The following is a 22,653-nucleotide window of genomic DNA, read 5'->3' on the forward strand; positions in this document are numbered from 1 at the left end:
TTGTGATCGTCGCGTTAGAGCGTGGGGCGGGCCAGGATCGCAGCCATGCCGGCGCCGTAGATGCCAAACAGCACCAGGACCGAGACTGCGAGGGCCACCAGGCGGCGCCGACGGCGCACGGTCTGTTCGGCGGTCCAATTCATGCCGATGACGCCGATGACCGGCAGGCCGCTGACGTCGCGCAGCGTTGCCTGGCTCATGAAGGTCGGGCGGATCTGGCTCATCAGGAAGGCGACGGCGAGGCCGGCCACCAATGCGCCGCCGAACACCATCGAGAACAGGCGCACGCGGTTCGGGCCGCTCGGCTGGTTCGGGACGGTCGGCGGGTCGATCACGCGGAAGGTCAGCATGTCGGTGGCGGTCGTCAGGTCACCCGACAGGCGGGCCGACTCGCGGCGCTCGACCAGCTTCTGGTAATTGTCGTGGTTGACCTGGTAGTCGCGGTTCAGCTGGGCCAGCTGGACTTCGACTTCCGGCACCGAGGTGCTCTGGGCGCGCAGGCGCGAGACGCGGGTCTCGTAGTCCTGCACGCGGGCGCGCATCGACGCCACGCGCGCCTCGGCGGTCGTCAGCGACACGGTCAGCTGCTGCAGCATCGGGCTGTAGCCGGCGCCCGGGTCGCTGCTGCGCTTCTTGTGCTTGGCCAGGTCGGCCTTCTGGGCCAGCAGCTGGTCCAGCAGGCGGCGGTTGGCGATGATGTCCGGGTGCTGGTCGGTGTACTGCAGGTGCAGCGCGTCCAGGTTCTTCTGCACGGTGACGATGCGCGCCTCGAGGTCCGGATCGACCATGACCGTATCGACCACGGTCTCGCCCGGCTTGGCCGGGTCGCCGTTGATCTGGTGGCGGATCGCGTTGCGCGCCTGCTCGGCTTCCGACAGCTCCATGCGGGCCTGGGTCAGCTGATCGGTGGCGGCGACCAGCTGGCTGCCGAAGTCGTCATTGCCGTGCGGCAGCATGTACATGTTCTTGATCTTGAATTCCTTCAGCGAATTCTCGGCGGCGGCCAGCTTCTGTTCGTACTGCTTGATCTGGTCGTCGATGAACTGGATCGCTTTTTCGGAGTCGCCCTTCTTGCCGCCGTAGCTGCCCTCGACGAAGATGGTCATCAAGGAAGCGACCACGTCCTTGGCCAGCTTCGGGTTGTCCGAGGTGTAGCCGATCGTGTAGATGTCGTCGTGGTCGGTGCCGGCGATCCAGATCTTGGACATCAGCTCGTCGACCATCTTGTCGTGGTCCTTGGTGTTCTTGGCCTTGACGTCCAGGTCGACCATCCGCATCAGGCGCTCGACGTTCGGGCGGCTGATCAGGGTACGGCGCATGAACACGACCTGCTGCTCGAGGTTGGGCGTGGTGGTCATGCCCGACAGCAGCGGCTTGAGGATGCTCTGGGTGTCGACGTAGACACGCGCGGAGGCATCGTACTGGTTCGGCATGCGCAGCACGACGACCCAGCCGATCAGGGCAATGGTCCAGGTGATCGCTACCGCATACCACCGGTACTTGCCAATCGCTTTGAGAAAATTCAGGAGTAAGGCCGTGATTTCTGCCATCTTCAGCTCACCATAAACGACCCGTGTTGCTTATTAACACGGGTCTAGAAAAAATTAAATACCTCGCATGATCGCTTGTAGTCTAAGCAATTGCAATTACACGAGAGAAAAATTTGACGCACTGCGTCACCGGGTGCCACGGCTACAACACAAATTCCAATGTGCAACCATAAACCAGGCGATTTTCGCATTGATATTGCTCAATTGTTATCCATAAGTCAATAAAATCAACTCATAGAATTTCGCTAAGACAATATTTCTGCTGTGCAGCTACAAGAACTCGCGTAGACTTGTGAATCGCATCTTGCCCAAAATCAAACGCTTCATTGTAATGTTTAAAATGCAAAGGGGGGTGCACGCTTGGCTGAGCGGCGTGCTGACCTTCGTCACCCTACTCTCTTGCAGCACTGCATCACATGCTGCCGAACTCACCACAATCATTCCCAACATCAAGCGCTCTGTCGTCGGTGTCGGCACCTTCGAACGCACCCGCAGTCCCTCGACGACCTTCGTCGGCACCGGCTTCATCGTGGGTGACGGCCTGGGCGTGATCACCAATGCCCACGTAGTGCCGGAAAGCACCGATGCTGCCCATATGGAACAGCTCGGCATCGTGATCGGCGAGGGCGAGATGGTGCGTTTTCGTCCAGCCGAGTTGGTTGCGCGCGACACCGAACACGATCTGGCCTACCTGCGCCTGTCCGGTCCGCCGCTGCCGGCGCTCGAACTGGCCGATTCGGACAGCGCGCTGGAAGGGCAGTCGCTGGCGTTCACGGGTTATCCGCTGGGCATGGTGCTGGGCCTGCATGCGGCCACCAACCGCGCTACCTTATCAGCGATCACGCCGATCGTGATGCCCTCGCTGAGCTCGCGCAAACTGGATGCGCGCCAGATCACGGCACTGTCGCGCCGCCCGTTCAGTATCTTCCAGCTGGACGGCACGGCCTATCCGGGCAACAGCGGCAGTCCGCTCTACGATGCCGCGACCGGCAAGGTGGTGGGCGTGATCAACGCCGTGTTCGTCAAAGGCCTGAAAGAGAATGCAATCAGCAATCCGAGCGGGATCACTTATGCGATCCCGGCGAATTATGCCCGCGAGCTGATGCAGAAGAAATGAAAAGATGCCGCAAAGATACAGTATGGTAATAAAAAACAATTTCCAATCGTGCGCGGTCTTTTCATTTGGCATCATGTTATACAATACGCCGCTGTTAACGGCTTAATAACAAAACAGTTTTAGCAAGGGATCTCACGTGGGCAAGTACAAGTCGAACCTGATCAAAACTTCGGCCATCGCTCTCATCGCCGCGAGCACGCTCGCGCTGGGCGGTTGCGCGACGCGCACGCCGCTGCCGGTCGATAACCCGGCCGCCGCCAGCGATTACCTGATCGGCCCGGGCGACAGCGTCAACATCATCGTATGGCGCAATCCGGAAGTCTCGATGTCGGTGCCGGTCCGTCCGGACGGCAAGATCACCACGCCGCTGGTCGAGGATCTGCAAGCATCGGGCAAAACCTCGACGGAACTGGCGCGCGACATCGAAAAGTCGCTGTCCAAGTTCATCCAGCAACCGGTGGTGACCGTGGTCGTGACCGGTTTCGTCGGTACCTACGGCGAGCAGATCCGTGTGATCGGCCAGGCCGCCCGCCCGGCCGCGCTGCCGTATCGCCGCGACATGAGCCTGATGGACGTGCTGATCGCCGTCGGCGGCACCACGGAATTCGCTGCCGGCAATCGCGCCAGCCTGATCCGTACGGTCGATGGCAAGCAACAGCGTTACAATGTGCGTCTGGACGACCTGATCAAGGGCGGCGACATTTCTGCCAACCTGCAGATGCGCCCGGGCGACGTGCTGATTATTCCGGAAAGTTATTTCTGATTCTGTCAGGTTTCTTTACAACGGCCGTCCGTCAGATGATCAGGCAGGCAATAAAAATGCCTAAGTCCCTGATCTGTAAGTGTTGCATTCCGTGATTGGCTGATTGGCACAAGGATTGCTTGCCCATGCTGAATGTGGCATTGTAGGCCGTGCCCGACTGTTATGAAGAACCGAGTGAGGACCGAAGTGGCTACCGAAGACCGTCACCCCAGCGATACCAACCCAGCACCGACCCCGGAAGGCGGCGACCAGCCTGCCGCGCCGGCGTCCGGCCTGTCGGCCAAGGGCGCGTCGCGTCGACGCTTCGCCAGGGCCGGCGCCGGCGCCACCGGCGTGCTGCTGACCCTGTACAGCCAGCCCGGCATGGCGTGCACCTATTGCGGCATCTCGCCTTCCGCGGCGATGTCGGCGATCGGCCAGAACAAGCAGATCGGCACGCTGAGCCACAAAGGACCGGCAGCGGTCTGCAACGGCCAGCCGCCCAGCTACTGGGCCGGCCAATACACGCGCTGGCCGGCGGGCTGCTCCAAGACCGATGCCTTCCATCGCCACTTCAGCTGCGCGACCTTCAGCAACTGGTACACCGAGACCTGCAACAGCGTCGCGGCCGGCGCCAGCTGCGACGCCAGCCGCGTGGGTCAGTACATCATGGCGGCTTACCTGAACGTGCTGTCGGGCCGCGTCAACTTCATCAGCATCGAATCGATCAAAGCGGCCTGGACCGAATGGTCGACCAAGGGCTACTACGAGCCGATCGCCGGCCAGAAGTGGTACGCCAACGACATCGTCGGCTACCTGGCCGGAACCATGGACTAAAGTTCGTGGCGGCAAGCGAGACCTGGTCGCTGCGGCCGGGGCAAACCCTGCAGCACCGGCAGTGGGATGGCGAATACGTGTTGTACAACGACCTGTCCGGCGACACCCACCTGTTGGACGACGCCGCCGTGGTCCTGCTGCAGGCCCTGCGCGGTGGGCCGGCCACGCACGCGGCGCTGACCGCGGTACTGGAAAATGAATTCGAAGCCGACCAGGGTGCCGATGGTGAAGCGCTCGATTTCGCGGCCGAGGCCGACGCCTTGCTGGAGCACATGAAGCGCCTGTTCCTGGTGGACCGCAACGCATGCTGACGGTGGCATCGCTGTCGCGCGCCGAACTCGCGGCGCGCCTGGCCGGACCGGGCCTGAGCGTGCAGACCGGTCCTTTCGTCAGCCGCATCCATTCCCCGATCGACCGTATCGCCGAAGGCATCGCCACGCTGTATGGCGACTATCCGCTGCGCGCGCTCGACGATTTCGCCGACTTCCACGTCCACATGCGCCGCTCCGGCGGCGTGCGCCGCTGGTATCGGCCGCAGGTCTCGTTCGACATCGACGGCCTGGTGCCGTTCGAGCCGCTGCCGCAGGCGCATGCTTTCCCGATGCTGGAGTGGGCGCTGAACTGGTGCATCTCGACGCGCGCCCATGCCTACCTGATGATCCACGCCGCCGTGGTCGAACGCGACGGGCTGGCGGCCATCCTGCCGGCGCCGCCCGGCTCGGGAAAAAGCACGCTGTGCGCGGCGCTGGTCAGCCGCGGCTGGCGCCTGCTGTCCGATGAACTGGCCCTGATCCGCCCCCAGGACGGTCTGTTGGTGCCGGTGCCGCGCCCGATCAGCCTGAAGAACCGCTCGATCGACGTGATCCGCGGCTTTGCGCGCGATCCGGTGATCAGCCGCCCGGTCGAGAACACCACCAAAGGCACGGTCGCGCACGTGAAAGCCCCGAGCGACAGCATCGCGCGCGCGCACGAGAGCGCACGCCCGGCCTGGATCGTGTTCCCGAAATACGAAGCCGGCGCCGCTACCTCGCTCGAACCGATCGCACGCGCACGCGCCTTTTTCCGCGTCGCCGAAAACGCTTTCAATTACAGCCCGCTGGGCGCGGTCGGCTTCAATACGCTGGCCGATACCATCGACCGCACGGCCATCTACGACTTCCGCTACAGCCAGCTGGAAGAGGCGATCGCCGTGTTCGCGTCGCTCGAGCCGCCGGCGCCATGAAGCGTTTGCCGATCCTCGTGTGCGCGCTGCGCGACCCCGGCCAGGTGGTGAGTTACACGCCGGCCGACTGGGACCTGCTGCTGCGCCAGAGCGCGGCGACCAACCTGACCCCGACCCTGCTGTCACTGATCGAAGCGCGCGGCCTGTTGCAGTCGGTGCCGGCGCCGGCGCGCGCGCACTTCGACTGGGTGCGCCCGCTGGCCGCACGCCACCAGCAGGCGGTGCGCTTCGAAGTCGCCTGCATCCAGGCTGCGCTGCAGCCGACCGGCCTGCCGCTGCTGCTGCTCAAGGGTGCCGCGTATGCGATGGCCGGCCTGGAGGCGGGGCGCGGACGCCTGTTCGGCGACATCGACCTGCTGGTCCCGAAGGCGAGATTGGACGACGTCGAGGCGGCGCTGATGCTGGCCGGCTGGGCCGGCACCCACCACGACGACTACGACCAGCGCTATTACCGCCAGTGGATGCACGAGCTGCCGCCGATGACGCACGTGCGGCGCGGCAGCAGCATCGACGTGCACCATGCGCTGGTGCCCGAGACCGCGCCGGTGCGCCCGGATCCCGACAGCCTGCGCGCCCGCGCGCGACCGATCGAAGGCATGCCCGGCCTGGCGACCCTGGCCCCGGACGACATGGTGCTGCACAGCGCCGTGCACCTGTTCTTCGACGGCGAATTCGACAAGGGCTTGCGCGACCTGTTCGACCTGCACCGCCTGCTGGGCGAGTTCGGCGTCGAACCCGGTTTCTGGGACGGCCTGGTCGCGCGCGCGCGCGTGCTCGAGCTGGGCCGGCCGCTGTTCTATGCGTTGCGCCATACCACGCGCATGTTCGGCACCGCGGTGCCGCCGGCGGTGCTGGCGGCGGTCGCGCCGCAAGGCCCGAACCCGGTGCTGCTGCCGCTGATGGACTGGCTGTTCGCGCGCGCGCTGCTGCCGCTGCACCCTAGCTGCGACACCCGTGCCAGCGCCGGCGCGCGCTTCCTGCTGTACGTGCGCGGCAACTGGCTGCGCATGCCGCCCTTGCTGCTGTCGCGCCACCTGTTCCACAAAGCCTTCCTGACGCCGCGCGCTGCGTCGTGACCTTCGGCCACACGCTGCTGGCTTCGATCGCACGGATCGCATACCATAGCTCGTATTGAATTTAATGCAATTCATACCGATGAGGACGGCATGGACGATGCGCGCGACCCCCTGGTGCGGCTGCAGGATCTGCAGCACTTTCTCGCCAGCGGCACCTTGGAGGACCGCCTGAACCAGCAAGCCGCCTCCACGGCGGTCCTGATCGGCGCCGCCAGCTGTTCGATCATGTTGCTGGGCAGCGGGGAGGGCGCGGATGCGCGGATGCGCCTGGTCGCGCGCCACGGCCGCCTGCCGGATGCCGCGCTGGAGGCCTCGGTCGGGCGCGGCGAAGGCATCGCCGGGCGCGTGCTGGCCAGCGGCGAAGCGCTGCTGGTGCCCGACATCCACGTCTCCGAACTGGCGCCGCTGGCGCGCCGGCATGCCGACTGCGGCTCCAGCCTGATCTGCGCGCCGATCCGCATCGACGGCAAGCTGGTGGGTGTGGTCAACGCCGCCAGCACCCCCTGTGCGCCGGAATTCGGCGAGACCGAGTTGCGCCTGCTCGAGGTCACCGCGCTGTTCATCGGCAAGTCGATCCAGGTGCAGCAGCTGCAGCGCCTGCTCGATTCGCGCTTTGCCCAGATGGCGCTGCTGCAGGAAGCGCAGCAGCGGGTCGGCGAATCGGTGCGGGTGGCGTACCAGAATCCGGAAGACGTGGCCAAGATCCTGGCGCGCTCGTTTTTCCGCGAAATGACCAGGGCCGGCTTCGAGTCGGCGCAGATCGTCAGCGCGGCCACCGAATTGATCGACCAGCTGAACCAGCATCTGCAGCAGCGCCGTCCGCACGCCTGATGGTGTATTGATCGATGCGCTACGCCGCGCATGGACGAAAAAAAACCGGCCGAAGCCGGTTTTTTTCAAGCTGCCGACGGGTCGAATTACTTCGACTTGCGACGACGCAGAGCTGCCAGGCCCATCAGGCCGGCGCCGAAGATTGCCAGCGATGCCGGTTCCGGCACGGCGTTGGTGTTCAGCTTCAGCTGGCCGCCGTTGTTGACGTAGAAGTATGCCGGCGGGGCGTTCATGGTGTCAGCCGAACCGCTCAGCGCTGCGCGGGCGGTGGCGCTCGAGGCGTTGCCCAGGTCTTGCGAGGCGTTCGAGGTCACGAAACCGATGGTGTAGCCAGCCGACAGCGCGGTGCCGTATTCGTCGGTGAAGACGCCGTCAGCGAAGTAAGTCGACACGAAGTTCAGGGTCAGCTGACCGTTGCTGTTCGGGGTGCCGTCCGGGTTGATCGCGCCGCCGCCGCCAGCGACTTGACGGAAGCTGGCGATCAGGGTGCCGGTCGCTGCGCCGTCGCGGTTCTGGACGGTTGCGCCATTGCTGGTGTTGTCGTACGCCTGGGTCGGGTTGTAGTAGATGTTCAGCATGCCGCCTTCGTTGAAGGTGATCTGGCCGCTGCTGATGCTGCCGGTGCCGTTGCCGCCGGTGTAGTCGCCGGTCAGCTGGCCGTTGCCGCCGAACAGGTTGGTGCCGGCGTTCTTCGTGGTGATGTTGAAGATGCCGTTGTCGGTGAAGGTGAAGCTGTCGCCGGTGCCGAAGCCCTGGTTCTGAACGAAGCTGTCACCGTTGAAGCCCAGCTGGTTGATGCCGGTGATGGTCGGGCCGCCGCTCGGCAGGTTCAGGTTCCAGTTGAACAGCTGGGTGTCTGCATGGGCAGCCGACATTGCGGCTACGGTGATTGCGGTGCCTACCACGGCTTTGATTGCTGCGCGCATCTGAATCTCCTTAATGATCGGTAAAAAGTATCTGTGTGTTTTATCGTTAGCTGCACGGTTCTCAGTAAGCAGGTTCCGTGCCAGACTCAATAAATCACAATAAATAATTGATCTATAAGGAGATTTTATTAATTGTTACGTGGAAATAGAAGATTTGTGTAAAAAAGCTCGACAGTAAAACGCCATAAATTTTGCACAGAGGAAAAAAAGACAACGGATGCCAAAAGCATCCGTTGTCATTATTTCATCAACTGCTCGACCGATAGTCGCTCGGAGCGCGCCGTCGGCGCCGGCCCCGCGCCAATGCGCCCCATGTAGACCGGGAACGCGTCGTCGGTAAAGATCAGGCTGGCGGCTTCCTGTTGTAGGCGGCGCGCCGGGCCGTGCAGCTTGGCGGCCTGCGTGAACGGCGTGCCTTCGCGCACATACTTGGAAAAGATCAGCGGCGTCATCTCGGGCTGCATGAACAGGCCGAGTTTCGTCAGCGTCAGCCAGAAACGCTGCACCGCGCGTCCGGCTTCGACATAGTCGTCGATGGTCCTCGGTTGCTGCCTGGCTTTCAACACGAAGTGGGCGGCGCAGGCCAGGCCGGGCAGCAGGTCCATCTGCAGGCGCGGCGCCCAGGTGCCCATCAGCGTGTTCATGGTCGACATGCGCTTCCAGCTGACCATCGCCCATTTCATCAGCTTGAGGGTCATGTTGTCGACGCCGAGCGCCTGGTCCGGCACCTTGTCCGGGCTGCGCACCGCGTTCCAATGGATGATGCGGCGGTGCACCTCGAACGCTTCCGGCATGGTCAGGCGCAGCTTGGCATTGTTGAACATCAGGCGCGCCGCCTGCAGCTTCGGTCCGAAGCCTTCGATCCAGCCGACGGCAAAGCCGGGTCCGACCGCCGCTTCCAGCTCGCGCTTTTCGGTGGGGGTGAGCGGGCGCGTGCTCATCGGACGGCGCTGCACGCTGCGCTTGTCGATCGCGCCGATCAGCGCGCTCGGTTGGACGGCCGCATCGGGCGTAAAGCGCACGTCGAACACCGGCGCCTCGATCGGGGCCTCGAGCCGGCGCGTCGCGTGCGCGCGCAAGCCTTGTTCGCTCGCCGCGATGGCCATGGTTTCCAGCAGCGCGCCCATCGAGATCTGGCTCGGATGGCCGTCCAGGTCGTAGACCGTGTCGGCGCGGGTGTCGTAGGCGTGTACGACGACGTGATCGGGGCCGGCCACTTCGAAGCGCCAGCACTGGGTGTTGTCGCCGCTCGGCGCCCAGCGCGCCAGGTCGAGGATGCGGTGGATCGGTTGTGGAATGCTCATGCCTGTGCGGTCTTTCCGGCCAGTTGTTTGCTCATCTGCTTGGTGGCGACGGCGATCATCAGGCGGTGCAGCGGATGCTTGTTGCCGCCCGGGCGCCAGGTGCGCACCAGTTTATTGCGGTAGGCATCGAACTGCACGCCGTACGGCGCCGCCCAGACCTTGCCGCGTCCAAGGAGGATTTTCAGCGATTCAGTGCCGACCACGCCCGAGCACAGCTGCACCGCCATCATCGTCGACGGGCCGCGCCGCTCGGCGAAATTGACCGATTCCGGCACCACCAGGTAAGGGCGGTGCAGGCCGGCCGGCGCCAGGCCGACGACGAAGCGGATCGCCTTGTCGAGCTCGGACTTGTCGCCCCACTGGAAATACTCTTCGAAGGTCATCTGGCCCGGCAGGAAGTTGAGCAGGGCGGCGCCCATGCCGAGCGGGGCCGCAGTGGTGGCCGGGATGCCGAGTTCGGCGCATTTGGCGAAGGTCTGCTGGCGCGCATCGAAGGCGAAGAAATCGAGCGCGTCGACGTACAGATCGACGCCGGACAGGAATTCGCCCAGGTTGTCCTTGTTCACGCCTTGCGGAAAAATCTTGATGTCGATTTCCGGGTTGATGTCCTTGGCCATGCGCGCCAGTACGTCGGCTTTCGGCTGGTCGACGGTCGACATCATCGCGCCGACCTGGCGGTTGAAATTGTGGACGTCGAAGGTGTCGAAATCGGCGATATGGAATTTAGCTACCCCGAGGCGGGCCAGGGTCATGAGGTGAACACCGCCGACGCCGCCGCCGCCGGCAATGGCGACGCGCTTGTTGCGCAGGATTTGCTGCTCTTGCGGGGTCACCCAGCCAATATTGCGTGAAAACGCCTTTTCATAGCTAAACGATATGCTCATCGAGAAAATGGGGAGGGAAAACGGGTTGAAGGGAAAACGACAATGCCGCCCGGAGGCGGCATTGGGAGTCAGGCGATTTGCTGCTGTTCGTCCATGCGCAACAGGCGGTTGATGATGCCGCGTTCTTCGCGCGGCGAGAAGAAGTACGGGTAGAACGAACGTTCGGTGGTGGCGCCGTCGGCATCGAAGGTGCCGCCGTATTTCTGGATTTGCTGGGTGACGAATTCCAGATTCACGCGCAGCAGGTAGGCCGGCGCGTCGACGCGGGTGTTGATCTTGAGCTGGCCTTCCTGCTCGAAGCCGAGCATGCGCTCGTAAAAGCGGCGGTGGCGCGGGTTCACTTCGATCACGATATCCGTGCACTGGTGGATGTCGCGCGCATAGATTACCGCCAGGTGGAACAGGTTGGCGAGCGAGGTTTTCGAACGCACCGACGGATCGAACGCCAGTTTCGTGAACTCGCACAGGCGCGCACCGCGGTTGCGGTGGGCATCCAGTTCTTCCTTGAAGATCTGGTCGGCCATCAAGCCGATCGGAGCATCGATACCGATGGTGAGCGTTCCCACCACGTCGCCTTTGTCAGTTGCGGTGAGGGTGATGCGGTTCGGGTCGTCACTAAACTGATGCGTGCCGGCATAACCACGCCAGGCGTACATCTTGTTGATCAGCATACTGGCCGAATTGCGCCCGTCAGCGGTATCGGTAAGCCGGATTCCGTACGAATCGTGGTTCACGATAACATCCTCTAATTTGGAGGGCGTCATATTATCGCGTTCATCAAAAACATGAGCGTCCGATAGGGATGAGGCCGGTTCACCCTCAGGATTCTTGATATCTTCGAAAGTCGTCATCGCAGACTACCCCCAAGTAATTCGTGCGCCCATCAGTACCGGACGCCCTAGTTTGGCAGGCCGGCCCCGAAACGCGGGCGCCGGCTTATTTTTTGTGCAACTTTGTAACAGTATCTTAACGATTTATAAGGTCTTGAGCAATGCGCGGGCCTCTTCCATTTGTGGGAATGGACGATTTTGCGCGAGCAACTGGTCCAGTACCTTGCGCGCCCCCTGCTTGTCGCCCGATTTGTTCAGGCCGACCGCGAGGTGGTAATGGATCTCGGGTGCATTGGGTGCGATGCCGCCGGCCTTTTGCAGCAGCGGCAGGCCGCGGGTGGTGTCGCCCTGTTCGACCAGCAGCCAGCCCAGGGTGTCCATCACGCCCGGGTTGTCGCCGGCGACCTTGTAGGCCTGTTCGGCGGTCGCCAGGGCGCGCGGATCCTTCTCCTGCTGATAGGCCCAGGCCAGGTTGTTCAGGGCAACCGGGTTGTTCGGATTGGCCTTGAGCAGCGCCTGCAGTTGGGCGATCGCCGTCTTGAAATCCTTGTTGGCCAGGCTGGTTTCAGCCGCGAACATGCCGACCGCCTGGTCGTTCGGGTTCTCCTTCAGCCATTGCGCTGCGCGGGCCTGGGCTTCCTTGCCCTTGCCGGATGCGTTCATCGCCATCAGCGACTTGATCAGGAGCTCGTTCGACTTCTTCAGCGACAGCGCCTTGTCGTAGGCGGCGACCGCGGGTGCAGGCTTTTTCTGCGCCATCAGCAGGTCGCCTTCGAGCGCGAAGCCGGCCGGCGATTTCGGATCGGCCTTCTGCAGGTCGCGCGCCACGGCCAGCGCATCGTCCGGACGGTTGGCGCGCATCGCCAGCTGGACCTGGGCGGCGCGCGCCGGCAGGAAGTTCGGTTGCAGTTCGACCGCGCGCTTGACGTCCGACGCCGCTTCGCTGTCGTTCTTGAGCAGCATGTGCACGCCGGCCAGGCGCAGCTGGGCCTGGGCCGATTTCGGCACCACGGCGACCAGCTTGCTGTAGGTGTCGAGCGCGCTGCTGTAATCCTTGGTCGCGACCTGGGCTTCGCCAACCAGATCGAGCAGTTCGGGGTTGGTCGGGTTCGCGGTCTGGAACTTGCGCGCCAGCGTCAGCGCCTTTTGCGGCTGGTTGATCTGCAGGTAGTGCTGCCCCAGCTTGAGCGCCGGGACGACCGCGTCCGGGTTGGCGCTGCTGGCTTTTTCATACCAACTGGTGGCTTCGTCGGTCTTCTTCTGCGCCATCGCCAGGTCACCCAGGGCTGCCATCGCGCCGAAATTGTTCTTGTCCTTGTCCAGCACCTTCTGGAAACGTCCCTTGGCGGCGTCCGGCTTGCCGTCTTCCAGGTCCATGCGCGCCAGGTTGGTCACGGCCGGGAAGTAAGTCGCCTGCAGCGCCACCGCTTTCTCGAAGGCGGCGCGGGCGTCGGCGCGGTCGTTCTGGGCCATGTAGACCGCACCCTTGAGGTTCTGCACCTGCGCGTTGTCCGGCTGCTGCTTTTCCAGCGACTGGATCGAGGCCAGCGCCTTGTCGTACTGCTTCAGGTTCATCTGCGTCTGCACCAGCGCCATGATGGCCTGGGGCGACTTCGGATCGAGCGAGGTCGCCATCTCCAGTTCGCTCATGCCGCGCGCCTGGTCGCCCTGGGCCAGCTTGGCCAGACCGAGCGAGGTGCGCACCGCGGCGGCCTTCGGCGCCAGCGCAGCGGCTTTTTCGAGGTAGACGTTGGCCTTGTCGAAGTCGCGCACCTGCATGTACGACTCGCCGGCCAGGGCCAGCAGCTGCGGATCCTGGGTCGAATCCTTCAGCACCGGCGCCAGCGCGGCGGCGGCGTCGGCCGGCTGCGAACCCTTGAGCAGGGTCTGGGCCAGCAGTTTGCGCGCGTACAGGTCGGTCGGGTTGCTTTCCAGGTAGTGGCGCAGGTGGCGCTCGGCCTGTTCGAGCGTACCCAGGTTCAGCTCGGACGCGCCGGCCAGCAGGACGCTGGGCATGTGCTCGGGCGCGCTTTTGAGGACGCGTTGCAGCGACTCTTCGGCGGCGGCGAAGTTACCCTGCGAGAAGTCGTACAGCGCCTGGGTGTAGGTGACCAGCAGGTTGTTCGGCGCCGCCTTGCGGGCCGCTTCGATCTCGGCTTTCGCTTCCGCGAACTTGCCGAAGCCGATCTCCATGTAGGCTTTTTCGATGTGGGCCGTGCGGTGCTCGGGATTGAGCTTGAGCACCTGGTCGTAGGCGGCCAGCGCCTCGGCCTGCTTGCCCTGCAGGCGCAGCATGGCGCCGTGGGCCATCCACACGTCCGGGTTCTTCGGATCCTTGACCAGCGCCTCGGCGATGTAGCGCTGTGCGCCGTCCTGGTCTTTCTGTCCCATCGCATGGCGCGCCAGGCCGAGTATGGCTTCGCCCTCGTTCGGGTTCAGCGCCAGCGCCTGTTCGTAAGCCTGCTTGGCCTCGTCGGCGCTGCCGGTCGCCAGCAGCGCGTTGCCGCGCAGGGCCAGCAGGAGCGGCGAGCGGGCGGCCTTGGCGGCCGGGATTTCGTCGAGCAGTTCCTTGGCATGGCCTTGCTGCAGCATCGCCTTGCCCATCATCGGCAGCACGCGGTCGTCGGCGATGCCGAGCGAGCGCGCCTTGTGCAATTCCTTGTCGGCCGAGATGGCATCGCCCATATCCCATTCCAGCGTGGCCAGCTGCATGCGCGCCTCGCCGTCTTCCGGGCTCTGTTCGACAGCGTTCTTCAGCTGGATCATCGCCGCCTTGGTATCGCCCTTTTGCTGGTATTGCTTGGCGTCGGCGAGCAGGCTGGCAGTCGATTGGCTACGATGGCAGGCCGACAGGCCGCCGATCAGGAAAGCGCCGGAGACGACGGCAGCGATGAGTTTGAGCTTGGTGGCGTGACGCGGCATCTAAAATCCTTGTGGTGTTGGCTTGCATTCCGTTTATCTACGGAATTTCCTCGCCAACAATAATACCTGAAGGAATAGTTAGAAAACCGCACGACTGAACATCGATGTTGCAAATCTTCCCTTGCTCAGTGGTCGCCGGACAACGCGTCGTCATCACCATGTAACAATCTGGCAAGGGATGTGGTTCAATCGGCACCGTCGTTGTTGCGCAAGCGGCTGAGCAGGGCGTCGACGTTGTCGCCGACCGGCAGTCCGTGGCGGCGCAGCAGCTGCACGTGCAGCACCAGGTTTTCCAGCACCAGCTTGGCGGACACGGCCAGCAGGGTCATGAGACGGTCTTCGGTGCTGAAGTTTTCCATCGACGCCGCCATCTCGCACAAGTGCTCGGCGACCAGCTGGCGCAGATCGTCCTCGGGAAAGGGCAGGTCGGCGAAATCGATCGGGTCTTCCTGCTCCACCTCCTGCATCAGGGTGGCGAGTTGCTCCGGCTTGATGGGCATCCTGGTCTCCGTGGCGGCGATGACCTCATTCTAGAGCCTCAGTGGCCCTTGCGCGCGTCCTGCTCGATCTGGGCCGGGGCCGGGCGGCGTTGCGGCAGGACCGGGCCGAGCGCTTTTTTCGCCATCTGCTTCAGGTCGCTGAAGAAGGGACCGGGGTCGCGCGTGTCGAATACATAATAGCGGCTGCCGGGCCGCACGAAGTCGAACAGGTAGCCGGCCAGTTCGGCGCCGCGCGCGAAACGCAGCTTGCGGTCCGGGATCTTATGCTGGGCAAACAGGATGCGCAGCAGGCGCTTGGTCTCGGGCAGCATGTAGCGGCAGCGCACGCCCGCGCGGTAGGCGGCCGGCACGATCGCCTCGCCCAGGCCGAACAGGCGGTACAGCAAATACGGGAAACTGGCGCCGGCGTGGTAGGCCAGCGGCAGGCTGCCCCAGAAGCGGCCGTTGACTTCCATCAGCGCGGCCTCGTTGGTGGCCGGGTCGTAGCGGTATTCGACCATGGCCACGCCTTCCCATTCGAGTTCGCGCAGCAGCGCGATCGATTTTTCCATCAGCGCCGCGTGTTCCCGTGCCCCGACCGATTCGCACAGGCTGGAAAAGCCGCCTTCCGGCGGCCATTCGTGCACGCGCCGGTGCTGAAAGGTGTAATGCGCGACGCCATCCTTCATCAGCACGAACTGGCCCAGACCGTAGCCGGCGCAGTATTCCTGGATCAGCGGGAACACGCCGGCGCGTCCGTAGGGGCGCAGGTAGTCGATCAGTTCGGCGGCCGAGTGGCAATAGCGGGTCTTGTCGATGCCCAGGCCGAACGGACCCAGCACCGCCATCGCCTCGTGCGGATTGGCCCACTTGAGCACCACCGGGAAGCGCAGGGTAGCGCCGAGCGCCTCGACCTCGGCCAGGTTGGTCACCTGCTCGGTGCGCGGCGCACGCACGCCCGCGCGCGCGGCGGCGGCGTAGGTCGCATCCTTGTTCAGCACGCTGGCCATGCGCCGCTCGTCGGCGAACATGATGGTGAAGTTGGTCAGGCGGTCGCGGTGCCGGTTCAGCAGTTCGATGTCGTTTTCCGAGATCGCGAACAGGCAGGCGCGCCCGAGCTCCTGGCCCAGCGCGGCCAGCTGGTCGATCAGGCCCTGCGCCGAACCCGCGCGCAGCACGCCGCGGCGCAGGTAGCGCGAAGCCAGCCCGAGCGCCGCATCCGAGCGGCCGACGCCGATCACCGGCACGCCGCGGCTGCCGAGGTCGCGGATCACGGTCAGGCCGATCGGGGTCTCGATGCCCACCACCACGGCGGGCAGCTGCGTCGACGGCATCCGCGGGTTCATCCGGTTTTCCTCTGGCCGGCCTCGACGGTCCTGAGGTGCGGCAGCGCGTCGCCGAGGCGGCGCACGGCCGTCTTCACGCGCGCAAAGCAGGTGTCGAAATAGGCGTCGCTCAGCGTGAACGGGTCGTGCAGGTGCGGCATCACGGGCGAGCCCCACATGCCGAGCAGGCAGACGTAGACGTCGTCGCGCGCACCGAGGCGGCGGCGCAGCTTGTGCGCCTGGCGCACTTCCATCACCAGGAACAGGTCGCCCGGCTGCACCTCGAAATCGGTGAAGTCGGTCGCCCGGTGCGTGCTCATGTCGACCTGCGCGCGCGCGGCCGCGGCCACCGCCTGCTTGGGCGAGCTGGCGCCGGTCGACGTCGACAGGCCGAGCGACGCGACCGGCAAGCCCTCGGCCAGCGCGAGGCGGTGCGCGATGGCGCTGCGGCAGATATTACCGTGGCAGACGAACACCAGGCGGCGCACGTTCTCGGGACGGCGCAGCTGGAAGGCGGACAAGCGGCCGGTGGCCAGCTCGGCGTAGGCCAGGCCCAGGCGCACCAGGCCGCGGAAGGTGCCGAATTGGCGGTTGATCCAGGTGGTCGTCATGCTGCGGCGGGCCTCGTGCAGGCGAGCGCGAAGCGCCCGAAACGGTCGTAAGCGACCTGGGTGCCCATGCGCGGCAGGCTGTGCCAGATCGGGCTGTCGAGCAGCAGGTTGCGCTCGTCGCGGCAGTCCGGATCGCGCGCGGCGCGCGCCATGCCGCAGGCGTCGAAGCGGTCGTCGTTCTGCTCCAGCCAGGCGCACAGCTGTTTCAGGCGCTGCTGGGTGACGGCGTGGCGCCGGGTATGGCTGTATTGCGAATCGGTGCTTTGCACGTATTCGAACGGGTGGGTCAGGATCACCACCAGCGGCACTTCGGCCGCATACGCTTTTTCGAGCAGTATGCGCATTTCGGAAAAGCTGGTGCCGGCGATGGTCAGCGCCTTCATGTGGCGTTTCGAACCGACTTTCCAGTCCGAATAGGTCAGCACCGGGCATTCGAGCACGCCATGGCGCTCGTGAGTGCCGCTGTACAGCGCGTAATCCGCCTGGCCGGTGTGGAACACGGCGACGGCCACGTTGGAGCTGTACGGAATGCCGACCTGGGCCAGCGCCTTGAACAGGTTCTCGTCATGCTGCAGGTTGCCGCTGCGGAAAGCCGTCGGCCGTTCCACGCCCCAGTCGGCGAAGGTGTCGATGCCTTGCTGCAGCAGCTGGACCGAATCTTCGAGCGGGCGGCCGGCGAAATCGTCGAGGCGCCGTTGCGCGCGCGCGCGTTCGGGCCAGTCCTGGTGCGCAAACAGCGACCAGCACGGATGCGAATGCAGCTGCACTTCGTGGCCGGCGTTGCGGATCTGGTGGGCGATCGGACGCATCGGATCGTTCTTGAAATAGTGACGCTGGACGGTCTCGACGAAGAAGGTGGCTTCGACGCGATGACGGCGGAAGGTGTCGAGCATGAAGCCCAGACCTTCGGAGCGCCCATTGACGTTGCACCAGACGTTCTGCTCGGCGACCGGGATGCGCGACGCATCCGCAAACGCGCCGCCGATGCTGAATTCGGTGTCGATGGTGATGCAAACCCGGGTGCGCATGACGATAGCTTAATGACTAGGAATTAAATGGTATCACGACGTCTTGACTATCCCGCGCGCAATTGTGCAGGTGCGATAACAAAAAAGGGTTTCCCCGCCGCAATGTGAGGAAACCCTTGGGTAAGGCGGCCAGGCGCCGCTTCTTATTAGAGGCGTCTACATATTGCGCCGATACTGTCCGCCCACCTCGAACAGCGCGGTCGTGATCTGGCCCAGCGAACACACCCGCACCGCGTCCATCAGGCGCGAGAACACGTTGTCGTTGTCGACTGCGGCTTGCTGCAGTGCAGCCAAGGCGGCCGGGCTTTGCGCAGCATGGCGCTGGTGGAAATCTTCCAGGCGCGTCAGCTGCGACTGTTTTTCGTCGTCGGTCGAGCGCGCCAGTTCGATCGTCGCCGGGGCGGCGGCGCCCTTCGGATTGCGGAAGGTGTTCACGCCGATGATCGGCAGCGAGCCGTCGTGCTTGCGGTGCTCGTACAGCATCGACTCTTCCTGGATCTTGCCGCGCTGGTAGCCGGTTTCCATCGCGCCCAGCACGCCGCCGCGTTCGGCGATGCGCTCGAATTCCTGCAGCACCGCTTCCTCGACCAGGTCGGTGAGTTCCTCCATGATGAACGCGCCCTGGTTCGGGTTCTCGTTCTTGGCCAGGCCCCACTCGCGGTTGATGATCAGCTGGATGGCCAGCGCGCGCCGCACCGATTCGTCGGTCGGCGTGGTGATCGCCTCGTCGTAGGCGTTGGTGTGCAGCGAGTTGCAGTTGTCGTAGATGGCGATCAGCGCCTGCAGGGTGGTGCGGATGTCGTTGAAGTCGATCTCCTGCGCATGCAGCGAGCGGCCCGAGGTCTGGACGTGGTACTTGAGCTTCTGGCTGCGGTCATTGGCGCCGTATTTGTCGCGCATCGCCACCGCCCAGATGCGGCGCGCCACGCGGCCCAGCACCGTGTATTCCGGATCCATCCCGTTCGAGAAGAAGAACGACAGGTTGGGCGCGAAATCGTCGATGTGCATGCCGCGCGCCAGATACGCTTCCACGAACGTGAAACCGTTCGACAGGGTGAAGGCCAGCTGGGAGATCGGGTTCGCACCGGCTTCGGCGATGTGGTAGCCCGAGATCGACACCGAGTAAAAATTGCGTACCTGGTTGTCGACGAAGTAGGCCTGGATGTCGCCCATCACCTTCAGCGAGAATTCGGTCGAGAAGATGCAGGTGTTCTGGCCCTGGTCTTCCTTCAGGATGTCGGCCTGCACGGTGCCGCGCACGTTGGCCAGCACCCAGGCTTTGATCTTCGCCGCTTCGTCCGCATTGGGTACGCGGCCATTCTCTTGCGTGAACTTGTCGATCTGCTGGTCGATCGCGGTGTTCATGAACATCGCCAGGATGGTCGGGGCAGGGCCGTTGATCGTCATCGAGACCGACGTGCTCGGGCTGCACAAATCGAAACCCTCGTACAGCACTTTCATGTCGTCCAGCGTGGCGATCGACACGCCCGAGTTGCCGACTTTACCGTAGATGTCGGGGCGCAGCGCCGGATCGGCGCCGTACAGCGTGACCGAGTCGAACGCAGTCGACAGGCGTTTCGCATCCATGCCCTGCGAGACCAGTTTGAACCGGCGGTTGGTGCGGAAGGCGTCGCCTTCGCCGGCGAACATGCGGGTCGGGTCTTCGCCCTCGCGCTTGAACGGGAACACGCCGGCCGTATAGGGAAAAGCGCCCGGCACGTTTTCCAGCATCAGGAAGCGCAGGATCTCGCCGTGGTCTTCGAAGCGCGGCAGCGCGACCTTGCGCACCTTGTTGCCGGACAGGGTCGTGTAGGTCAGATTGGTGCAGATTTCCTTGTCGCGGATCTTGACCACGTGCTCGTCGCCGGCGTAGGTCGCCTGCAGCTGCGGCCAGGCCGCGAGCAGGCTTTTGGCCTCGCCCGCCATCGCGTTGTCGCGCTCGAGAATCAGGTCGTCCAGCACCACGTCGCGGTTGACGGCCGCCAGCATGCGCTTGGTCTCGCTCAGCTGCTGGCGCTCGCGCGCGAGTCTGACTTGCTTGCCGACGTTGCGATGGTAGCCGCGCACGGTGTCGGCGATCTCGGCCAGGTAGCGCGTGCGCGCCGGCGGGACGATCACGTTTTTGCCGCTCGAGTATTTCAGCGTCGGCCTGGGCAGCTTGGGGCTCTGCGCGTGCAGGCCGAGCTCGAGCAGGGCCGGCAGCAGGCCGTGGTACAGGGCGGTGACGCCATCGTCGTTGAAGCGCGAGGCTTGCGTGCCGTAGACCGGCATGTCGTCCGGCGACTGGCTCCACAGCTCCTTGTTGCGCTGGACCTGCTTGGCGACGTCGCACAGCGCATCCTGTGCGCCCTTGCGGTCGAATTTGTTAATCGCGATGAAGTCGGCGAAGTCGAGCATGTCGATCTTTTCCAGCTGCGAGGCGGCGCCGAATTCCGGCGTCATCACGTACATCGACAGGTCGACGTGCGGCACGATGGCGGCGTCGCCCTGGCCGATGCCGGACGTTTCGACGATGACGAGGTCGAAGCCGGCCACCTTGCAGGCGGCGATCACGCTAGGGAGCGCCTGCGAGATTTCCGAGCCGGCTTCGCGCGTGGCGAGCGAGCGCATGAACACGCGGCTCTGGCCGTTCCATGGATTGATCGCATTCATGCGGATGCGGTCGCCCAGCAGGGCGCCGCCCGACTTGCGGCGCGACGGGTCGATCGAGATCACGGCGATGTTCAGGCGGTCGTCCTGGTCGAGGCGGATGCGGCGGATCAGCTCGTCGGTCAGCGAGGATTTGCCGGCGCCGCCGGTGCCGGTGATGCCCAGTACCGGCGCTTTCACAGCTTCGGCGCTGTCGACGATCTGCTTGTGCAGCGCGGGCGCCGCCTTGCCGGCTTCGAGCGCGGTGATCAGCTGGGCCAGCGGGCGGTGGCGCGCTTCGATCGCGCCGGTTTGCAGCGGCGCCAGCGAAGTGGGCGCGTAGGCCGACAAATCGACGTCGCACGCTTCCAGCATTGAGCGGATCATGCCGACCAGGCCCATGCGCTGGCCATCTTCCGGGCTGAAGATGCGGGTGACGCCGTAGGCATGCAGTTCGTCGATCTCGCTCGGGACGATCACGCCGCCGCCGCCGCCGAACACCTTGATGTGGGCGCCGCCGCGCTGGCGCAGCAGGTCGATCATGTACTTGAAGTATTCGACGTGGCCGCCCTGGTAGCTCGAGATGGCGATGCCTTGCACGTCTTCGGCCAGTGCGGCGGTGACGACTTCGTCGACCGAGCGGTTGTGACCCAGGTGCACGACCTCGGCACCGTTCGACTGCAGGATCCGGCGCATGATGTTGATCGAGGCGTCATGGCCATCGAACAGCGAAGCGGCGGTCACGAAACGCACTTTGTTGGCCAGCCTGGGCTGCTCCGGCAGGTCGAGCCTGGCAGCGGGAGTGATGTCGTTCATGGTGTTCCTTGGATTGCGGGTGCGATCGGTGGTCTCTGTACGGTATATGACGTTAACGTAAACGTCAAGCATGGGCGGCAAGCCAAGCGTGCTCGTTCCATGCTGGCTGCATACTGTGGCTGGCGAAGGAAAAAATGCGTGAATTTGGTTTGATGTGCTATATACACAAATGTAGCTTCAAGGATACAAGGCTAGCCTTTTGGTATCTTCTCAGGAGCAATACAAGTGGAACACTTGCTATACTGAAAGACCGCCAGTCGGCGCGATTACTACACCTTGAAGTCAGTCTCATGTTGAAGAAAGTCGATGCATCGCAGTTGCGGGTCGGGATGTTCATCCACGATCTGGACTGCGGCTGGATGGAGCACCCCTTTGTCCGCAACCGTTTCGTCCTCACCCGCGACGAAGAAATCCTCAAGATCATGCAGGCCGGCATCCGTGGCGTGACGATCGATTGCGCACGCGGCATGGATGTCGAGGATGCGCCGACCATGGAAGAAGCCCAGGCCGCGACCGAAGCCGAACTCACGGCGATCGCAAGCAAGCCGGTGATGCCGCTGCGCGTGACGCTGGCCGAGGAATTCGAGCGTGCGGTGTCGATCCGGCGCCAGGCCGCCGGCCTGGTGCGCACGGTGATGCAGGATGCGCGCCTGGGCAAGGCGGTCGAGCTCGACAAGGTGGCGCCGGTGGTCGAAAGCATCACGACCTCGATCCTGCGCAATGCCAGCGCCTTGCTCGGCTTGTGCGTCATCAAGAACAAGGATGATTACACCTTCCAGCACTCGGTCAGCGTGTGCACGCTGCTGGTGGCCTTCTGCCGCTCGCGCCAGATGGACGCCGCGACGGTCTACCAGGCCGGCATCGGCGGGCTGCTGCACGATACCGGCAAGGCGCTGATCCCCGACCACATCCTGAACAAACCGGGCCGCCTGACCGACGAGGAATTCGCGGTGGTGCGCAAGCATCCGCGCGACGGCTACGAGATCCTGTGCCGCTCGCCGGAGATCGGCGAAATCCCGCTCGACATCACGCTGCATCACCACGAAAGGCGCGACGGCAGCGGCTATCCGGACCGCCAGAGCGAGAACGAGATCAGCGAACTGGCGCAGATGGCGGCGATCGTCGACGTCTACGACGCCATCACGGCCGATCGCTGCTATCACAAGGGCATACCGGCGGCCGAGGCACTGCGCAAGATGTACGAATGGAGCAAGTTCCAGTTCAACCCGATCCTCATGCAGGAATTCATGCGCTGTGTCGGCATCTACCCGGTCGGCACGCTGGTGCTGCTGGAATCGGGCCGCCTGGGCGTGGTGGTCGAGCCGCACGAAAGCAGTCTGCTCACGCCCAAGGTGAACGTGTTCTACAGCACGAAAAGCCAGACTTACATCAAGCCGGAAACCGTGGACTTATCGCGCGGCGTGGGTTTCGGCGGCGCCGACAAGATCGTGAGCCACGAGTCGGCCGAGAAGTGGAAGGTGGATCCGCAGCGCTTCCTGGCGCTGGAATAGGCTCGAACACCCGC

General features: G+C 64.1%; 19 protein-coding genes. 8 read left to right on the top strand and 11 right to left on the bottom strand.

Going from position 1 to position 22,653, the window contains the following annotated elements; translation table 11 throughout:
• Positions 1–14 precede the first annotated feature (14 nt).
• The gene (locus FA90_RS19690; protein WP_036171765.1) at positions 15–1,550 is read right to left on the bottom strand and encodes an XrtA system polysaccharide chain length determinant; all 1,536 of its coding nucleotides are present in this window, start codon (positions 1,548–1,550) and stop codon (positions 15–17) included.
• Positions 1,551–1,842: 292 nt separating this feature from the next.
• On the opposite strand from FA90_RS19690, the gene FA90_RS19695 reads away from it, so the two are divergent.
• The 7 genes from FA90_RS19695 to FA90_RS19720 all read left to right on the top strand — a co-directional run bounded on the left by FA90_RS19695 (position 1,843) and on the right by FA90_RS19720 (position 7,375).
• Entirely contained in the window at positions 1,843–2,667 is an 825-nt protein-coding gene (locus tag FA90_RS19695; protein ID WP_239700852.1) for a serine protease, read from the top strand.
• A gap of 136 nt (positions 2,668–2,803) precedes the next feature.
• Complete coding sequence (locus FA90_RS19700) at positions 2,804–3,430, top strand: XrtA/PEP-CTERM system exopolysaccharide export protein (RefSeq protein ID WP_081933953.1); 627 nt, start codon at positions 2,804–2,806, stop codon at positions 3,428–3,430.
• A gap of 186 nt (positions 3,431–3,616) precedes the next feature.
• Positions 3,617–4,246, top strand: a complete 630-nt coding sequence (locus FA90_RS25200; protein ID WP_156116784.1) for a hypothetical protein — start codon at positions 3,617–3,619, stop codon at positions 4,244–4,246.
• Between the two features lie 5 nt (positions 4,247–4,251).
• The gene (locus FA90_RS19705; protein ID WP_036171771.1) at positions 4,252–4,557 is read left to right on the top strand and encodes an HPr-rel-A system PqqD family peptide chaperone; all 306 of its coding nucleotides are present in this window, start codon (positions 4,252–4,254) and stop codon (positions 4,555–4,557) included.
• On the top strand, positions 4,551–5,468 hold the full coding sequence (locus FA90_RS19710; protein ID WP_036171773.1) for an HprK-related kinase A: 918 nt from the start codon (positions 4,551–4,553) through the stop codon (positions 5,466–5,468). The genes FA90_RS19705 and FA90_RS19710 overlap by 7 nt, the downstream gene beginning before the upstream one ends.
• Entirely contained in the window at positions 5,465–6,544 is a 1,080-nt protein-coding gene (locus tag FA90_RS19715; protein WP_036171776.1) for a nucleotidyltransferase family protein, read from the top strand. The genes FA90_RS19710 and FA90_RS19715 overlap by 4 nt, the downstream gene beginning before the upstream one ends.
• A gap of 90 nt (positions 6,545–6,634) precedes the next feature.
• On the top strand, positions 6,635–7,375 hold the full coding sequence (locus FA90_RS19720; RefSeq protein ID WP_036171779.1) for a GAF domain-containing protein: 741 nt from the start codon (positions 6,635–6,637) through the stop codon (positions 7,373–7,375).
• Positions 7,376–7,461: 86 nt separating this feature from the next.
• Here FA90_RS19720 and pepA read toward each other — a convergent pair whose 3' ends face one another.
• From pepA to icmF, 10 genes are all read right to left on the bottom strand, one after another.
• Positions 7,462–8,301, bottom strand: a complete 840-nt coding sequence (gene pepA, locus FA90_RS19725; protein WP_081933955.1) for a flocculation-associated PEP-CTERM protein PepA — start codon at positions 8,299–8,301, stop codon at positions 7,462–7,464.
• 239 nt (positions 8,302–8,540) lie between these two features.
• Positions 8,541–9,605, bottom strand: a complete 1,065-nt coding sequence (locus tag FA90_RS19730) for a molybdopterin biosynthesis protein MoeY (protein WP_036171786.1) — start codon at positions 9,603–9,605, stop codon at positions 8,541–8,543.
• Positions 9,602–10,489, bottom strand: coding sequence for a ThiF family adenylyltransferase (locus FA90_RS19735; protein ID WP_036171789.1), 888 nt, complete (start codon positions 10,487–10,489; stop codon positions 9,602–9,604). Before FA90_RS19735 ends, FA90_RS19730 begins: the two co-directional genes overlap by 4 nt.
• 68 nt (positions 10,490–10,557) lie before the next feature.
• Positions 10,558–11,340: an N-acetyltransferase gene (locus tag FA90_RS19740; RefSeq protein ID WP_239700855.1), complete on the bottom strand. Its 783-nt coding sequence runs from the start codon at positions 11,338–11,340 to the stop codon at positions 10,558–10,560.
• Positions 11,341–11,463: 123 nt separating this feature from the next.
• A complete protein-coding gene (gene prsT / locus FA90_RS19745; RefSeq protein ID WP_036171792.1) occupies positions 11,464–14,241 on the bottom strand; it encodes an XrtA/PEP-CTERM system TPR-repeat protein PrsT in 2,778 nt (925 codons plus the stop codon).
• A 185-nt stretch (positions 14,242–14,426) separates the two neighbouring features.
• Positions 14,427–14,741 carry a hypothetical protein gene (locus tag FA90_RS19750; RefSeq protein ID WP_036171795.1) on the bottom strand — a complete coding sequence of 105 codons (315 nt, stop codon included), beginning with the start codon at positions 14,739–14,741 and terminating at the stop codon, positions 14,427–14,429.
• Between the two features lie 38 nt (positions 14,742–14,779).
• On the bottom strand, positions 14,780–16,066 hold the full coding sequence (locus FA90_RS19755; RefSeq protein ID WP_156116785.1) for an ATP-grasp domain-containing protein: 1,287 nt from the start codon (positions 16,064–16,066) through the stop codon (positions 14,780–14,782).
• A complete protein-coding gene (locus FA90_RS19760) occupies positions 16,063–16,656 on the bottom strand; it encodes a hypothetical protein (RefSeq protein WP_036171798.1) in 594 nt (197 codons plus the stop codon). Before FA90_RS19760 ends, FA90_RS19755 begins: the two co-directional genes overlap by 4 nt.
• A complete protein-coding gene (locus FA90_RS19765; RefSeq protein ID WP_051971941.1) occupies positions 16,653–17,684 on the bottom strand; it encodes a polysaccharide deacetylase family protein in 1,032 nt (343 codons plus the stop codon). The genes FA90_RS19760 and FA90_RS19765 overlap by 4 nt, the downstream gene beginning before the upstream one ends.
• Positions 17,685–17,840: 156 nt before the next feature.
• Positions 17,841–21,128: a fused isobutyryl-CoA mutase/GTPase IcmF gene (icmF, locus tag FA90_RS19770; RefSeq protein WP_036171801.1), complete on the bottom strand. Its 3,288-nt coding sequence runs from the start codon at positions 21,126–21,128 to the stop codon at positions 17,841–17,843.
• Positions 21,129–21,418: 290 nt separating this feature from the next.
• On the opposite strand from icmF, the gene FA90_RS19775 reads away from it, so the two are divergent.
• Positions 21,419–22,639: an HD-GYP domain-containing protein gene (locus FA90_RS19775; protein ID WP_036171804.1), complete on the top strand. Its 1,221-nt coding sequence runs from the start codon at positions 21,419–21,421 to the stop codon at positions 22,637–22,639.
• The last annotated feature ends 14 nt before the right edge of the window (positions 22,640–22,653 follow it).

It is taken from the genome of Massilia sp. 9096, from assembly GCF_000745265.1.
In the GTDB taxonomy this organism is placed as follows: Bacteria; Pseudomonadota; Gammaproteobacteria; order Burkholderiales; family Burkholderiaceae_D; genus Telluria.

Coding starts and splice junctions, on each gene's coding strand:
- FA90_RS19690 (WP_036171765.1), bottom strand. CDS start 1,550: ATGGCAGAAATCACGGCCTTACTCCTGAATTTTCTCAAAGCGATTGGC.
- FA90_RS19710 (WP_036171773.1), top strand. CDS start 4,551: ATGCTGACGGTGGCATCGCTGTCGCGCGCCGAACTCGCGGCGCGCCTG.
- FA90_RS19715 (WP_036171776.1), top strand. CDS start 5,465: ATGAAGCGTTTGCCGATCCTCGTGTGCGCGCTGCGCGACCCCGGCCAG.
- FA90_RS19720 (WP_036171779.1), top strand. CDS start 6,635: ATGGACGATGCGCGCGACCCCCTGGTGCGGCTGCAGGATCTGCAGCAC.
- pepA (WP_081933955.1), bottom strand. CDS start 8,301: ATGCGCGCAGCAATCAAAGCCGTGGTAGGCACCGCAATCACCGTAGCC.
- FA90_RS19730 (WP_036171786.1), bottom strand. CDS start 9,605: ATGAGCATTCCACAACCGATCCACCGCATCCTCGACCTGGCGCGCTGG.
- FA90_RS19735 (WP_036171789.1), bottom strand. CDS start 10,489: ATGAGCATATCGTTTAGCTATGAAAAGGCGTTTTCACGCAATATTGGC.
- FA90_RS19740 (WP_239700855.1), bottom strand. CDS start 11,340: ATGACGACTTTCGAAGATATCAAGAATCCTGAGGGTGAACCGGCCTCA.
- prsT (WP_036171792.1), bottom strand. CDS start 14,241: ATGCCGCGTCACGCCACCAAGCTCAAACTCATCGCTGCCGTCGTCTCC.
- FA90_RS19750 (WP_036171795.1), bottom strand. CDS start 14,741: ATGCCCATCAAGCCGGAGCAACTCGCCACCCTGATGCAGGAGGTGGAG.
- FA90_RS19755 (WP_156116785.1), bottom strand. CDS start 16,066: ATGAACCCGCGGATGCCGTCGACGCAGCTGCCCGCCGTGGTGGTGGGC.
- FA90_RS19760 (WP_036171798.1), bottom strand. CDS start 16,656: ATGACGACCACCTGGATCAACCGCCAATTCGGCACCTTCCGCGGCCTG.
- FA90_RS19765 (WP_051971941.1), bottom strand. CDS start 17,684: ATGCGCACCCGGGTTTGCATCACCATCGACACCGAATTCAGCATCGGC.
- icmF (WP_036171801.1), bottom strand. CDS start 21,128: ATGAACGACATCACTCCCGCTGCCAGGCTCGACCTGCCGGAGCAGCCC.
- FA90_RS19775 (WP_036171804.1), top strand. CDS start 21,419: ATGTTGAAGAAAGTCGATGCATCGCAGTTGCGGGTCGGGATGTTCATC.